Genomic DNA, 14,643 nt, shown 5'->3' with positions numbered 1-14,643 from the left:
CGGGGCCTTTCGCGTGCCGTGCGCCGCTCGCCGCTCGCCGCGCGCCCGTGGTCAGGCGCCGGTCCGCCGGCGTCGGATCCTTTGCGGATCAGGCCACTTCGACCGTCGCGCCCGGTCCGCGGAAGGTGCGGCGGTACGCGTTCGGCGTGGTGGACAAGGAGCGTACGAACTGGTGGCGCAGTGCGGCGGCGGTCCCGAAGCCGGTGCGCCCGGCGATCGTGTCCACCGTTTCGTCGGACGTCTCCAGCAGGTGCTGCGCCAGCAGTACCCGCTGGCGCAGCAGCCAGCGGTACGGAGTGGTGCCCGTCTCCTGCTGGAAGCGGCGGGCGAAGGTGCGCGGCGACATGTGCGCCTGGGCGGCGAGCTGTTCGACGGTCATCTCCCGGTCGAGGTGGCGCTCCATCCAGGCGAGCGTCTCGCCGACGGTGTCGCAGGGGGTGCGGGGCAGTGGCCGCTCGATGTACTGCGCCTGACCGCCGTCCCGGTGCGGCGGCACCACCATGCGGCGGGCGAGCGCGTTCGCGGCATCGGGGCCGTACTCCTGCCGGATCAGGTGCAGGCAGGCGTCGATCCCGGCCGCCGTGCCCGCCGAGGTGATGACCTGGCCCTCGTCCACGTACAGCACATCGGGCTGGACGACGGCCCGCGGGAAGCGGCGGGCCAGCTCCGACGCGTGGCGCCAGTGGGTCGTGCAGCGGCGCCCGTCCAACAGTCCGGCCGCGCCCAGGGCGTACGCGCCGGAGCAGACACTCATCACCCGGGCACCCCGGTCCACGGCCCGGCGCAGGGCGTCGAGGGCCTCTTCGGGGTAGTCCCGGTCCACGAAGCGGCCGCCGGCCGGCACGGCGATGAGGTCGGCCTCCTCCAGGCGGTCGAGGCCGTGCGGGGTGCTGATGGTGAAGCCGGCGTGGGTCCGGAGCACCGGGCCCTCGGCGGAGACCACGGCGAAGTCGTGGACCGGCAGCCCCTGGTCGCTGCGGTCGAGTCCGAAGACCTCGCACAGCACGCCCAGTTCGAAGGGGTGGACCTCGTCGAGCAGCAGAGCGGCGACATTTTTCAGCATGGAGCCAGTGTGGCAGTAATTCGATGCTCGATGACAGTCCTGCCACTGCCGCGATCCGTTCGCACGGACGAGAGTAGAGCCATGAACACATTCCGGAACGTCCTGGGCATAGCCGCACTTATCGCCCTCGTCCTGCTCCCCACCCTCGCCGGACTCGCCCGCGAGCGCCGCATCGACCGCGAGCTGCGCGCCGCGGAACGGGCCCGGAGCGACGGACCCCCACAAACGGCGGACGCCGCGCGGCCGGTCACGGCTGCGCGGCGCCCCTGCCTCAGAAGCTGGGCCAGGATCTAGGCCCTACGGCACTAGCTAGAAGTCGTCGTCGAAGGCGACCGAGCCCTCCACCGCCACCTGGTACGCGGACGGTCGGCGCTCGAAGAAGTTCGTCAGCTCCTGCACGCCCTGGAGCTCCATGAACGAGAACGGGTTCTCGGAGCCGTAGACCGCCGGGAAGCCCAGCCGGGTGAGCCGCTGGTCGGCGACGCACTCCAGGTACTGCCGCATCGACTCGGTGTTCATGCCGGGCAGCCCGTCGCCGCACAGATCACGGCCGAACTGCAGCTCCGCGGCCACGGCCTCCTTCAGCATGTCGGTGACCTGCTGCTGGAGCTCGTCGTCGAAGAGGTCCGGCTCCTCCTTGCGGACGGTGTCCACGACCTCGAACGCGAAGTTCATGTGCATCGTCTCGTCACGGAACACCCAGTTGGTGCCCGTGGCGAGACCGTGCAGCAGGCCCCGCGAGCGGAACCAGTAGACGTACGCGAACGCGCCGTAGAAGAACAGCCCCTCGATGCACGCGGCGAAGCAGATCAGGTTCAGCAGGAACCGGCGGCGGTCGGCCTTCGTCTCAAGACGCTCGATCTTCTCGACCGAGTCCATCCACTTGAAGCAGAACTGCGCCTTCTCACGGATGGAGGGGATGTTCTCCACCGCCGCGAACGCCGCCGCCCGGTCCTCCGGATCGGGCAGATAGGTGTCCAGCAGCGTCAGATAGAACTGGACGTGCACGGCCTCCTCGAAGAGCTGCCGCGACAGATACAGCCGTGCCTCGGGGGAGTTGATGTGCTTGTACAGCGTCAGCACGAGGTTGTTGGAGACGATCGAGTCGCCCGTCGCGAAGAACGCGACCAGCCGGCCGATCATGTGCTGCTCGCCGGGGGACAGCTTGGCGAGGTCGGCGACATCGGAGTGCAGGTCGACCTCCTCCACCGTCCAGGTGTTCTTGATCGCGTCGCGGTAGCGCTCGTAGAAGTCCGGGTAGCGCATGGGCCGCAGGGTCAGCTCGAAGCCCGGGTCCAGCAGGTTTTTGTCGAGCGCGGTCTTCTCGGAGTTGGTGGAGCTCATTACTGGCAGGCCTCGCAGGACTCGGGGTTTTCGAGGGAGCAGGCGATCGCGTCCGCGTCGGGCGCCGAAGCCTGCTGTACGGGAATGGGGGCTGCGGCCGAGGCCTGGCCGGAGGCGGCACGGGCGATCCGGGTCGCCGGGCGCGAGCGCAGGTAGTACGTCGTCTTCAGACCCTGCTTCCAGGCGTACGCGTACATCGAGGAGAGCTTGCCGATCGTCGGCGTCTCCAGGAAAAGGTTCAGCGACTGGCTCTGGTCCAGGAACGGTGTACGGGCCGCCGCCATGTCGATCAGGCCGCGCTGCGGGATCTCCCATGCCGTGCGGTACAGCGCCCGCACCTCCTCCGGGATCCAGGCGAAGCCCTGCACCGAGCCACTGGCCTCGCGCAGCGCCTCACGGGTCCGCGCGTCCCACACGCCGAGCTGCTTCAGCTCATCCACCAGATACGCGTTGACCTGAAGGAACTCACCGCTGAGGGTCTCGCGCTTGAAGAGGTTGGAGACCTGCGGCTCGATGCACTCGTAGACCCCCGCGATCGAGGCGATCGTCGCCGTCGGCGCGATGGCGAGCAGCAGCGAATTACGCATCCCGCTCTTCGCGACGCGGGCGCGCAGCGCCTCCCACCGCTGTGGCCAGTTCAGCTCGGTGTCGTAGTGGTCGGGGTGCAGCACACCGCGCGCCGCCCGCGTCTGCGACCAGGCCGGCAGCGGGCCGGACCGCTCGGCGAGCTCGCACGACGCCTCGTACGCGGCGAGCATGATCCGCTCGGAGATCTTCGTGGAGAGCGCGCGGGCCCCGGGGGAGTCGAAAGGCAGCCGCAGCTTGAAGAAGACGTCCTGGAGACCCATGGCGCCCAGGCCCACCGGGCGCCACTTCGCATTGGAGCGGCCGGCCTGCTCGGTCGGGTAGAAGTTGATGTCGACGACCCGGTCCAGGAAGGTCACGGCGGTGCGGACGGTGGCGTCCAGCCGCTCCCAGTCGATGTCACCGTCGGCGACGAACGCGCCGAGGTTGACCGAGCCCAGGTTGCAGACCGCCGTCTCGCCGTCGTCGGTGACTTCGAGGATCTCGGTGCACAGGTTCGACGAGTGGACGACGCTGCCCGGCTCGGCGGTCTGGTTCGCGGTCCGGTTGGAGGCGTCCTTGAACGTCATCCAACCCTGGCCGGTCTGCGCGAGGGTGCGCATCATCCGGCCGTACAGCTCGCGGGCCGGGATCGACTTGCGGGCCAGCCCCTGGGCCTCGGCGGCCCGGTACGCGGCGTCGAACTCGTCGCCCCACAGGTCGACGAGCCCGGGTACGTCGGCGGGCGAGAACAGCGACCAGTCGCCGTCCGCGTCGACCCGACGCATGAACTCGTCCGGGATCCAGTGCGCCAGGTTGAGGTTGTGCGTACGCCGCTGGTCCTCGCCCGTGTTGTCGCGCAGCTCCAGGAACTCCTCGATGTCCGCGTGCCAGGTCTCCAGGTAGACGGCGGCGGCGCCCTTGCGGCGGCCCCCCTGGTTGACCGCGGCGACGGAGGCGTCGAGCGTCTTCAGGAACGGCACGATGCCGTTGGAGTGCCCGTTGGTGCCGCGGATCAGTGAACCGCGGGAGCGGATGCGGGAGTACGACAGACCGATGCCGCCCGCGTGCTTGGAGAGCCGGGCCACCTGGTGGTAGCGGTCGTAGATCGAGTCGAGCTCGTCCAGCGGGGAGTCCAGCAGATAGCAGGAGGACATCTGCGGGTGCCGGGTGCCGGAGTTGAAGAGCGTGGGGGAGGAGGGGAGGTAGTCGAGCCGGCTCATCAGCCCGTACAGCGCCGCCACTTCGTCCACGGCCCGCTGCGACTCGTCCTCGGCCAGCCCGGACGCGACCCGCAGCATGAAGTGCTGGGGCGTCTCGATGACCTGGCGGGTGTGCGGGTGGCGCAGCAGATAGCGGCTGTGCAGGGTCCGCAGCCCGAAGTAGCCGAAGCGGTCGTCCGCGCCGTCGGCGAGCGAACGCTCCACCAGTGCGTCGAGGGCGGCCGCGTGCCGGGCGACGAACTCGGCGGTACGGTCCGCGATCAGGCCCTCGCGGTGCCCGACGGCGACCGAGGCGGAGAAGGAGACCGCGCCCTGGCCGGCCGCCTCGTCCGTGATGGTGAGGGTCAGGAGCCGGGCGGCGAGCCGGGAGTAGGCGGGGTCCTCGGAGATCAGGCCCGCGGCGGCCTCGGTGGCCAGCGAGCGCAGTTCCGCCTCGTCCGCACGGGCGCTGCGGCCGCGCAGCGCGGCGGCGGCGACCCGGCCGGGGTCGGTGTCGGGCAGATCGGCGGTGAGGTCGGTCAGGGTCCGCAGCAGTGCGGTTCCCGGTCCGTCCTGTGCGGCTGCCTCGGACTCGGCTGCTGCGGACGCGGCGACTGAAGCCGGATCGGCTGGCGCGATGGTCACGTGGTGCTCTCCCTCGCTCGGCTCGGGGCCGGCGGGGAACGGGGCAGCCCTGTGGACGCACACACCCGGGGCAGGGCAGCGCTCCGCACGGCGTCCACCGGCCCAACCGCGAGGCCCGGACGTCTGGGCATCCGGTTCGGTCGAGCCGGATGCGCTGCCGGCAGGTCATCGGACTGACTCGGGGGTGCACAAAAGCGCACTGAATACACCGTTGCGGGACAGTTCCGGATTCTCACCGGATTCCCCTGCGGCGACAGCGAGGACGAGCATACATGTGGGGGCTCGCCGAAGAGGCAGCCCCCACATCTTGTGTCATGCAGATCGGGCCGGGCCCGCAGAATGAGCCGTACGGCCCTTTCCCGGGGCGGCGCGCCCGATCCACACCGACGGCCCGCCGCGCCCCGCCGGAGGGGGCTCGACGGGCCGTGGGCCGCAGTCGTCAGTGGCCGCCCGGCGCCCCCGCCGTGGCCGGCGGGAGTTCCGTCTCGACGCCCGGGTCGCCCGCGTCGGCGGTGTAGTCGGCCGGGGAGGTCTCGTCGGTGCCGACGGGTGCCTTCACGGCGTTCAGGGCGAAGGTGAGCACCACCGTCACCACCACGTTCAGCACGAACGCGGTCAGGCCGATGTAGCCGATCTCGCCGATGCCGGGGATCTCCGCGGACGAGCCGCCGAAGTGCTTCTGTGTCGGCGAGGCGACCCCGTACGCGGCCACCGTTCCGTACACCATGCCGACCGCCCAGCCCGCGAGCAGTGCCCAGCGGTGGAACCAGCGGGTGAACAGGCCGCCGACCAGGGCCGGCATCGTCTGGAGGATCCAGATGCCGCCGAGCAGCTGGAAATTGATCGCGACCGTCTTGTCCATCGTGAGGACGAAGGCGAGCGCGCCGACCTTGACCAGCAGCGACACCAGCTTGGAGACCTTGGTCTCCTGCTCCGGGGTCGCGTCCGGCCTCAGGAAGTCCTTGTAGATGTTGCGGGTGAAGAGGTTCGCCGCGGCGATCGACATGATCGCGGCGGGCACCAGCGCGCCGATGCCGATGGCGGCGAAGGCGACGCCCGCGAACCAGTCCGGGAACATGTTCTCGAACAGCTGCGGGATGGCCAGCTGCCCGTTGTCCACCTTGATCCCGGCGGCGATGACCATGAAGCCGAGCAGCGCGAGCAGGCCCAGCATCAGCGAGTACAGCGGCAGGATCGTGGTGTTGCGCCGGATGACGTTGCGGCTGCGGCTGGAGAGCGTCGCCGTGATCGAGTGCGGATACATGAACAGCGCCAGCGCCGAGCCCAGCGCCAGGGTGGCGTACCCCCACTGGCCCGCCTCGCCCGGCGCGAGCGCGCCGCGCGGCTTGCCGGTGGCCGGGTTGGTCTCGGAGAACGCCTCGCCCGCCTTGGCGAAGATGTCGTCGAAGCCGCCCAGCTTGATCGGGATGTAGATGATCGCCACCGCGATGACCAGGTAGATCAGCCCGTCCTTGACGAACGCGATGAGCGCGGGCGCCCGCAGCCCGGACGAGTAGGTGTACGCGGCGAGCACCGCGAACGCGATCAGCAGCGGCAGGTCCTTGACGAACCAGTGGGTGTTCTCGCCGCCGCCGACGCCCATCACGTCCAGCACCGCCTGGATGCCGACGAGCTGGAGCGCGATGTACGGCATCGTGGCGAGGATGCCCGTGACGGCGACTGCCAGCGACAGGCCCTTCGAGCCGAAGCGCCCGCGCACGAAGTCCGAGGTGGTGACGTACCCGTGCTTGTGCGAGACCGACCACAGCCGCGGCAGGAAGGTGAAGATCAGCGGGTACACCAGGATGGTGTACGGGACGGCGAAGAAGCCCGCCGCGCCCGCCGCGTAGATCGCCGCCGGCACGGCGACGAAGGTGTACGCGGTGTACAGGTCGCCGCCGAGCAGGAACCAGGTGACCCAGGTGCCGAACGACCGTCCGCCCAGGCCCCATTCGTCGAGGCTGGCCTCGTTCTCGGCCTTGCGCCAGCGCGCCGCGAGGAAGCCCATGACCGTGACGGCCGCGAAGAAGAAGATGAAGACGCCGAGCGCGACGCCGTTCACACCGTCCTTCATGCCGACTCACCTCCCTTGCGGGCGCGCTGGTCGCGCTGCCACAGCTTGTACGCGACCGTCGTGAGCGCGGTGGAGATCAGCACCCAGAGCATCTGGTACCAGTAGAAGAACGGAATGCCGATGAAGGTGGGGTCCACCTTCGCGTACGAACCCACCCAGAGCATCGCCACGAACGGCGCGACGAGGCAGAGGGCGATGACCACCCGCACCGGTGTGACGGTGGGCGGCTTTCCTGCTGGGCCTGCTGGCATGCGGCGACTCCGTCCCCTCGCTGATCACCTTGTGATGCGCAGGAAATCTAGGGGAGGCTTCCGGTCACCGTCACCCCCTGTCCGCATTGCGGTCCGGCAACGGTCCCCTGAGCAGGTACTTCTGTTCGTGATCCCGTCACACGTACGGCAATCGGCCCGCCCCGGGGCATGCCCGGGATCCCCGCGGAGTGCTGCGTTCCACGGGGGCCCGAGCGGTGGCGCGGAATCAGTCCGCGGGCCGCTTGAGGCGTGCCACGAACTTGTACCGGTCGCCGCGGTAGACCGAGCGCACCCACTCCACCGGCTCGCCCTGTCCGTCGAGCGAGTGCCGGGAGAGCATCAGCATCGGCAGGCCCACGTCCGTACCGAGCAGACCGGCCTCGCGCGGGGTGGCCAGCGAGGTCTCGATGGTCTCCTCGGCCTCGGCCAGCCGTACGTCGTACACCTCCGCCAGCGCGGTGTAGAGGGAGGTGTACTTCACCAGCGAACGGCGCAGCGCGGGGAAGCGTTTGGCCGAAAGGTGGGTGGTCTCGATCGCCATCGGCTCACCGCTGGCGAGCCGCAGCCGCTCGATCCGCAGCACCCGGCCGCCGGTGGTGATGTCGAGCAGTCCCGCGAGTGTGTCGTCGGCCGTCACGTAGCCGATGTCCAGCAGCTGGGAGGTCGGTTCGAGGCCCTGGGCGCGCATGTCCTCGGTGTACGAGGTGAGTTGCAGGGCCTGCGAGACCTTCGGCTTGGCGACGAAGGTGCCCTTGCCCTGGATGCGCTCCAGCCGGCCCTCGACGACCAGCTCCTGGAGCGCCTGGCGCACGGTGGTGCGCGAGGTGTCGAACTCGGCGGCCAGGGTCCGCTCCGGCGGCACAGGGGTGCCGGGCGGCATGGTGTCCGTCATGTCGAGCAGATGTCGCTTCAGCCGGTAGTACTTCGGGACGCGCGCCGTCCTTGTGGCCGCGCCCGTCTCGTTCTCCGTACTGCCCCCGTCGGCACCCATGGTCCGCCTTCCCGACGCTTGCGTTGCTGCCGTCACCGGCTCCTCCGTCTGTCGCGGCTCACATGGTGGCACGGTCCGGTCACGGCTGGTCGCCCTCCCTCAGGTGTCGGTCCGATAACGGACGCGAGTGCACTTCTTATACACCCTTGACACCCCAAAAGGTCTAGGCCAAGCTCCCCGTGCTGGTCTAAACCATTAAAGACCAGGTTCCAGCCCCAGCAGTACTCGTCGACGGTCTTCGCGGTGGGGAGGGGTTGCAGCATCCCTGAGGAGGGTGGCGTGAAGCGCAAGCTCATCGCGGCGATCGGCGTCGCGGGCATGTTGGTTTCGGTCGCAGCGTGCGGTTCGGACGACGACAAGACGTCGTCCAAGGACCCGAAGGACCGTAAGGAGACGCTCACCGTCTGGCTGATGTCGGACGCGCAGAGCACCTGGCCCGAGCTGGTCAAGGATGTCAACAGCCAGTTCAAGGCGAAGTACCCGAACGTCAAGGTCGATGTCCAGTACCAGACGTGGGCGGACAAGGCCAAGAAGCTCGACGCCGCTCTGGCCGGCGACAAGTTCCCGGACGTGGTCGAGCTCGGCAACACCGAGACCATGACGTACATCCTCAACGGGGCTCTTGGCGAGATCGACCCGAAGAAGTACGAGAACTCGGACACCTGGATCAAGGGTCTGAAGGACACTTGCGCCTTCGAGGGCAAGCAGTACTGCGTGCCCTACTACGCCGGCGCCCGCGTGGCGATCTACAACAAGGACATGTTCAAGGCCGGCACCGGCAAGGACACCCTCCCCGCCACGCAGGACGAGCTGACCGCCGCGCTCGACAAGGTCGGCGCGAAGTACGGCAAGGACAAGGCGTTCTCGCCGCTGTACCTGCCGGGTCGCTACTGGTACGCCGCGATGTCCTACGTCGCGGCCGAGGGCGGCCGGATAGCCGAGTACGACGAGGGCAAGAAGGAGTGGAAGTCCACCCTCTCCACCCCCGAAGCCCAGAAGGGCATCGGGGACTTCGTCGAGCTGGTCAAGAAGTACAACCGCGGGGACAAGACCAAGGACGAGGCGGACCACGCCAACGTCATGGCCAACGAGAAGACCGCGCTTCTCTACGGCAACGGCTGGGAAGCCGGCAGCGTCGTCGACTCCAAGGCGAACGGCAACCCGAAGCTGGAGGGCAAGATCGCCACGGCGGGCATGCCCGGTCCGAACGGCAAGGCCCTCCCCTCCTTCATCGGCGGCTCCGACCTGGCCACCATCTCCAAGTCCAAGATCCAGGACCTCGGCGAGGAGTGGATCTCGATGTTCACCAGCGAGAAGTCCGAAGAGGTGCTCGCTTCCAAGAACATCCTTCCGAACAACACCAAGCAGCTCGAGCCGCTGAAGGCCAAGCCGGAGACCGCGGCCATCGCCAACGCCGTGCCGGACGCCTGGTTCACGCCGATCGCCCCGGGCTGGACGGCGATCGAGAAGAAGGAAACGCTCGAGATCATGCTGCTCGACATCATCAAGGGCAAGTCGGTCGCGGAGGCCACCGAGGCGGCCGACGCGGAGATCGACTCGATGATCAACAAGGAGTCCTGAGCCTCCGGCTCACGGAGTCCGAGCCGGTGAGTCCGTGAACCACCGACTCCAGTGATCATCTGCGGGGGTGGCAGTCCGAAGGAGCTGCCACCCCTGTCCTCCGGTACCAGGTCCGAACGGAAGGCCAGCACAGTGAGTGCCGCCGATATGAAAGCAGCCGACCCGCCGGTGTCCGTCCCGCGGGCCCCTGAGGGGACGCGACCCCAGCCTGCGACGAACGGGAATCGTCCACCGCGGAAGGCCGGCGCTCTGCTGCCGTACCTCCTGATAGCTCCGGCGTTCATCGCGATCGCCGCCGTGTTCGTCTGGCCCTTCATCAAGACGGTCGTCATGTCCTTCCAGGACGTGGGGCGCCGTGAGCTGTGGACGGGAGATGCCGCTCCGTGGGTGGGCTTCGACCAGTTCACCAACATCCTCGGAGACGGCGAGTTCTGGCACGTCGTCCTGCGGACCGTCGTCTTCATGGCCGTCTGCGTCGTGGCGACCATGGCCGTCGGCCTGGGCCTCTCCATGCTCATGCAGCGGATGTCCACGTGGGTACGGCTCCTGCTGACCGCCGCGCTGGTCGCCGCCTGGTCCATGCCGCTCCTCGTGGCCACCTCCATCTTCCGGTGGTTCGCCGACTCCGACTACGGCGTCCTGAACATGGTGCTGACCAAGTACCTCGGGATCGACGCACAGGGACACAACTGGTTCCTGGACCCGAAGCAGGGCTTCGTCGTCATCGGCGCGGTGGTGGTCTGGGGCGCCGTCCCCTTCGTCTCCGTGACCTTGTACGCCGCGCTGACCCAGGTTCCCAAGGAGCTCGAAGAAGCCGCATCGCTCGACGGAGCCGGCACCTTCGGCGTCTTCCGCTTCGTCACCTGGCCCGTCATCAAGCCGGTCTTCCAGATGGTCGCCACCCTTTCCGTGCTGTGGGACTTCAATGTCTTCGGCCAGATCTTCCTGATGCGCGGCAACAAGCCGGAACCCGAGTACTCCGTCCTCGGCATCTACTCGTTCGAGAAGGCCTTCGAGTCCAACTCGTTCAGCCAGGGCGCCGCCATCTCACTCATCACGGTCCTGCTGCTGTCCGGCGTCGCCGTGTACTACCTGCGCCAGCTGCTCAAGATCGGAGAGGTCGAGTGAGTACCTCCGCCCCCCGGGTCCTCCGCCCGGACCGCAAGAAGAGCCGCATCGGCTACAACATCGCGGGCCTCGTCGCCTTCGTGCTGATGGCGTTCCCGGTCTACTGGCTGATCGTCAGCTCCCTGCGGCCCAACGCCGAGATCCGCAGCTACGACCAGACGCTCTGGCCGACGTCGATCACCTTCGACAACTTCTCCCGGGCCGTCAAACAGCCGAACTTCGCCACCGCCATCGAATCCAGCCTCATCGTGTGCGGTGTCGCTGTCCTCGGCGGCATGCTGCTGGCCACGATCGCGGCCTTCGCCATCGGCCGCTTCCGGTTCCGCGGACGCAAGTTCTTCATGATCGTGCTGCTCGTCGTCCAGCTGCTGCCCCCGACGGCCATGCTGATCCCCATTTACATCCAGCTCAACGACCTCGGTGGACTCAACGAGTACTGGGGCGTCATCGTCATCTACCTCGTCTCCACCCTGCCGTTCGCCACCTGGATGATCCGCGGCTTCGTGATCAACATTCCGCAGGAGCTGGAGGAGTCGGCCATGGTCGACGGCTGCAGCCGGATGGGAGCGTTCTGGCGCGTCACCTTCCCCCTGCTGGCCCCCGGCCTCGCCGCCGCGTCCATCTTCTCGCTGATCACGGCCTGGAACGAATACCTGCTCGCCTACGTCGTGCTGCAGGACAACGACAAATACACGCTCAACGTGTGGCTGATGAACTTCACCACCTCGCGAGGCATCGACTACGGCGCGCTGATGGCGGCCTCCACGCTGATCGCCATCCCGGTCGTGGCCTTCTTCCTGCTGGTCCAGAAGTACATGGCGACCGGCCTCACCTCCGGTGCCGTGAAGGGATAACGCCGCCCATGACCACCCTGATATCCGCCACGGACACCGTCACCCGCGACGCGCTCGCCGTCCTGCAGCCCGGATTCACCGGCACCACCGCCCCGGACTGGGTGCTGCGCCGGGTCGACGAAGGTCTCGCCTCCGTCGCCCTGTTCGGCCGCAACATCCGCACGCCCGAGCAGGTCGCCGCGCTCACCGCCCAGCTCAGGGCCGAGCGCGAGGACATCCTCGTCGCGATCGACGAGGAGGGCGGTGACGTCACCCGCCTGGAGGTGCGCACCGGCTCCTCGTTCCCCGGCAACCTCGCCCTCGGCCACGTCGACGACCTCGGCCTGACCCGCGCGGTCGCCCAGGAGCTCGGCCGCCGGCTCGCCGAGTGCGGCGTCAACCTCAACTGGGCGCCGTCCGCGGACGTCAACTCCAACCCGGGCAACCCGGTCATCGGCGTACGGTCCTTCGGCGCCGACACCCAGCTCGTGGCCCGGCACACCGCCGCATACGTCGAGGGCCTCCAGGCCGCCGGGGTCGCCGCCTGCACCAAGCACTTCCCGGGGCACGGCGACACCGCGATCGACTCGCACCACGCGCTGCCGCGCATCGACGTGGACCTGGAGACCCTGCACGCCCGTGAGCTGGTGCCCTTCCGGGCGGCCATCGCGGCGGGCACCAAGTGCGTGATGAGCGCGCACATCCTGCTGCCGGCGCTCGACCCGGACCACCCCGCCACCGTGAGCCCGCGGATCCTCACCGGCCTGCTCCGCGAGGAGCTGGGCTACGACGGACTGATCATCACCGACGCCGTGGAGATGCAGGCCATCGCCGCGACGTACGGCATCGAGCACGGTTCCGTCCTCGCGATCGCCGCCGGGGCCGACGCGCTGTGCGTCGGCGGCGGCCTGAAGGACGACGGCACGGTGCTCCGGCTGCGCGACGCGCTGGTCCGGGCCGTGCGCAGCGGTGAACTCGCCGAGGAGCGGCTCGCGGACGCGGCCGCACGGGTGCGTGCCCTCGCGTCCTGGACGCAGGGGGCCAGGGGGGCCGGTTCGGAGTCGGGCGCGGCAAGGCAGGAGGGGACCGGGCCCGGCACCGGAACCGGCTCCGGCATCGGCCTGGTCGCCGCCCGCCGGGCGGTGCGGGTGACCGGCTCCGCGGGCCCGCTGACCGAGCCCGCGTACGTCGCCGCGTTCACCTCCGCGTCGAACATCGCCGTCGGCAACGAGACCCCGTGGGGCGTCGCCGCCGAGCTGGCCCGGCTGCTGCCGGGCACCGGGACCGGCGCGTACAGCAGCGAGACCGAGGCACCCGTCGCCGCGGTGCTGCGGGCGGCGGGGGAGCGGCGCATCGTCGTGGTCGTCCGTGACGTCCACCGCCACGCCTGGATGGGCGAGGCGCTCGACGCCCTGGTGGCGCAGCGCCCCGACACGGTCGTCGTCGAGATGGGCGTCCCGCAGGCGGCCCCCAGGGGCGCCCTGCACATCGCCACCCACGGCGCGGCCCGCGTCTGCGGCCTCGCGGCGGCGGAGCTCGTCGTCAGGGGCACGGACGGCCCGACGGCCTGAGAGCCGGCGTGATGAGGGCCGGGGCCGCATCACGCCCGGCCGGGCCCGCGACGGCATACGAGAGGGCCGGGGGCACCCGCGGTGGGTTCCCCGGCCCTCTTCCGTGTGTCCGGGGGTGCCTACAGCCCCTGCCACGCCGGCTTCGCGGCATACGTGGCGCGGAAGTAGTCCGCCAGCTTCAGCTTCGACGCGGCGGCCTCGTCCACCACCACCGTCGCGTGCGGGTGCAGCTGGAGCGCCGAGGCGGGCACGAACGAGGCGACCGGCCCCTCCACTGTCCGCGCAACGGCGTCCGCCTTGCCCTCGCCGGTGGCGAGCAGGATCGGGTGGCGGGACTCCAGGATGGTGCCGATGCCCTGGGTGATCACGTGGTGCGGCACCTGCGTGATGTCGTTGTCGAAGAAGCGCGCGTTGTCGATGCGGGTCTGCTCGGTGAGCGTCTTGATCCGGGTGCGGGAGGCGAGCGAGGAGCACGGCTCGTTGAAGCCGATATGCCCGTCGGTGCCGATGCCGAGGAGCTGCAGGTCCACCCCGCCGGCCTCGGCGAGCGCCTTGTCGTACGCCAGGCAGGCCGCCCGGACGTCCTCGGCGGCGCCGTCCGGGCCCATGAAGGACGCCTCGGACAGGCCGAGCGGTTCGATGACCTCGCGCAGCACCACGGAGCGGTAGGACTCGGGGTGGCCCGCGGGCAGCCCGACGTACTCGTCGAGCTGGCAGATGCGGGCGCGCGAGGCGTCGACGGCACCGGAGCGGACCTTGGCCGCCAGAGCCTGGTAGATGGGCAGCGGGGTCGAGCCGGTGGCAACGCCGAGCAGGGCGTCGGGCTTGCGGCTCAGCAGGGCACCGATGGCCTCCGCGATGAGTTCGCCGCCTGCCTTGGCGTCCGGGACGATGACAACTTCCACGCGGGGCCTGCCGATCTGAAGAGTTGAGTCAGGTGGTATAGACCAATTGGTCTCCAATCTAGCAGACCCGGGCAACGCGGGCACGGGATGTTCACGTCCCGGACGCGGTCCGCCGGCGGATGTCCGGCGCACCGTGCCAGACTCGTCCGAACGGCACTGCCGACGCACCGGGGCGCCGCTGGGAAGTGCTCGACATGTCCGCCATTCTCCGGCCGAGGAGGCGGGCGGCCGGGCCGGATCATGTCCGGTGGGACGGCCGGGCTGCCGACGGCCGGGGTCGCCGGGGAGTTCCGGGCGGTCCTGGAGATCCTGCCGCTCCGGATGCGGCGCAGGAGATGACGATCGCCCGCGGTCAGGACCCTGACGCGCTCCGCGCCCTGGCCGAGGTCACCGGACCCGCCGAATACGGGAACTGCCCCGAAAGCACCCGCGGGCCACGGCGCCGGGACGGGACCCTCGGCCCGTCCGGCACCGCAGCCCGGAGTAAGACC

12 protein-coding genes and 1 riboswitch are annotated in these 14,643 nt (G+C 69.4%); of the genes, 5 read left to right on the top strand and 7 right to left on the bottom strand.

From position 1 onward, the window contains the following. Positions 1 to 88: 88 nt before the first annotated feature. Entirely contained in the window at positions 89 to 1,063 is a 975-nt protein-coding gene (locus IE107_RS07565) for a helix-turn-helix domain-containing protein (RefSeq protein ID WP_189542409.1), read from the bottom strand. Positions 1,064 to 1,144: 81 nt separating this feature from the next. Here IE107_RS07565 and IE107_RS07560 point away from each other — a divergent pair, with 81 nt between their 5' ends. Next, on the top strand, positions 1,145 to 1,357 hold the full coding sequence (locus IE107_RS07560) for a hypothetical protein (RefSeq protein ID WP_189542407.1): 213 nt from the start codon (positions 1,145 to 1,147) through the stop codon (positions 1,355 to 1,357). 15 nt (positions 1,358 to 1,372) lie between these two features. Here IE107_RS07560 and IE107_RS07555 read toward each other — a convergent pair whose 3' ends face one another. The 5 genes from IE107_RS07555 to IE107_RS07535 all read right to left on the bottom strand — a co-directional run bounded on the left by IE107_RS07555 (position 1,373) and on the right by IE107_RS07535 (position 8,134). Beyond that, on the bottom strand, positions 1,373 to 2,407 hold the full coding sequence (locus tag IE107_RS07555; RefSeq protein WP_189542405.1) for a ribonucleotide-diphosphate reductase subunit beta: 1,035 nt from the start codon (positions 2,405 to 2,407) through the stop codon (positions 1,373 to 1,375). Then, positions 2,407 to 4,818 carry a ribonucleoside-diphosphate reductase subunit alpha gene (locus IE107_RS07550; RefSeq protein ID WP_189542403.1) on the bottom strand — a complete coding sequence of 804 codons (2,412 nt, stop codon included), beginning with the start codon at positions 4,816 to 4,818 and terminating at the stop codon, positions 2,407 to 2,409. The genes IE107_RS07555 and IE107_RS07550 overlap by 1 nt, the downstream gene beginning before the upstream one ends. A gap of 142 nt (positions 4,819 to 4,960) precedes the next feature. Continuing rightward, positions 4,961 to 5,088, bottom strand: a riboswitch (cobalamin riboswitch). Positions 5,089 to 5,257: 169 nt separating this feature from the next. Continuing rightward, positions 5,258 to 6,892, bottom strand: coding sequence for a monocarboxylate uptake permease MctP (gene mctP / locus IE107_RS07545; protein ID WP_189542401.1), 1,635 nt, complete (start codon positions 6,890 to 6,892; stop codon positions 5,258 to 5,260). Continuing rightward, positions 6,889 to 7,143: a DUF3311 domain-containing protein gene (locus tag IE107_RS07540; RefSeq protein WP_189542399.1), complete on the bottom strand. Its 255-nt coding sequence runs from the start codon at positions 7,141 to 7,143 to the stop codon at positions 6,889 to 6,891. Before IE107_RS07540 ends, mctP begins: the two co-directional genes overlap by 4 nt. A 226-nt stretch (positions 7,144 to 7,369) precedes the next feature. Next, positions 7,370 to 8,134, bottom strand: coding sequence for a GntR family transcriptional regulator (locus IE107_RS07535; protein WP_189542397.1), 765 nt, complete (start codon positions 8,132 to 8,134; stop codon positions 7,370 to 7,372). A 279-nt stretch (positions 8,135 to 8,413) separates the two neighbouring features. On the opposite strand from IE107_RS07535, the gene IE107_RS07530 reads away from it, so the two are divergent. From IE107_RS07530 to IE107_RS07515, 4 genes are all read left to right on the top strand, one after another. Next, positions 8,414 to 9,715 carry an extracellular solute-binding protein gene (locus tag IE107_RS07530; RefSeq protein ID WP_189542394.1) on the top strand — a complete coding sequence of 434 codons (1,302 nt, stop codon included), beginning with the start codon at positions 8,414 to 8,416 and terminating at the stop codon, positions 9,713 to 9,715. A 132-nt stretch (positions 9,716 to 9,847) separates the two neighbouring features. Then, positions 9,848 to 10,843 (top strand): carbohydrate ABC transporter permease, encoded by a 996-nt coding sequence (locus IE107_RS07525; RefSeq protein WP_189542385.1) that lies wholly within the window; start codon positions 9,848 to 9,850, stop codon positions 10,841 to 10,843. Then, positions 10,840 to 11,697, top strand: coding sequence for a carbohydrate ABC transporter permease (locus tag IE107_RS07520; RefSeq protein ID WP_189542383.1), 858 nt, complete (start codon positions 10,840 to 10,842; stop codon positions 11,695 to 11,697). The genes IE107_RS07525 and IE107_RS07520 overlap by 4 nt, the downstream gene beginning before the upstream one ends. Positions 11,698 to 11,705: 8 nt before the next feature. Continuing rightward, positions 11,706 to 13,247 carry a glycoside hydrolase family 3 protein gene (locus IE107_RS07515; RefSeq protein WP_189542381.1) on the top strand — a complete coding sequence of 514 codons (1,542 nt, stop codon included), beginning with the start codon at positions 11,706 to 11,708 and terminating at the stop codon, positions 13,245 to 13,247. A 119-nt stretch (positions 13,248 to 13,366) separates the two neighbouring features. Here IE107_RS07515 and nagB read toward each other — a convergent pair whose 3' ends face one another. Then, entirely contained in the window at positions 13,367 to 14,152 is a 786-nt protein-coding gene (gene nagB, locus IE107_RS07510; protein ID WP_189542379.1) for a glucosamine-6-phosphate deaminase, read from the bottom strand. Positions 14,153 to 14,643: the final 491 nt, after the last annotated feature.

This window comes from Streptomyces gelaticus, assembly GCF_014649535.1.
Classification (GTDB): Bacteria; Actinomycetota; Actinomycetes; order Streptomycetales; family Streptomycetaceae; genus Streptomyces; species Streptomyces gelaticus.
The sequence above is the reverse complement of the archived record's forward strand: the minus strand, read 5'-3'. Positions and strand labels throughout refer to the sequence as shown.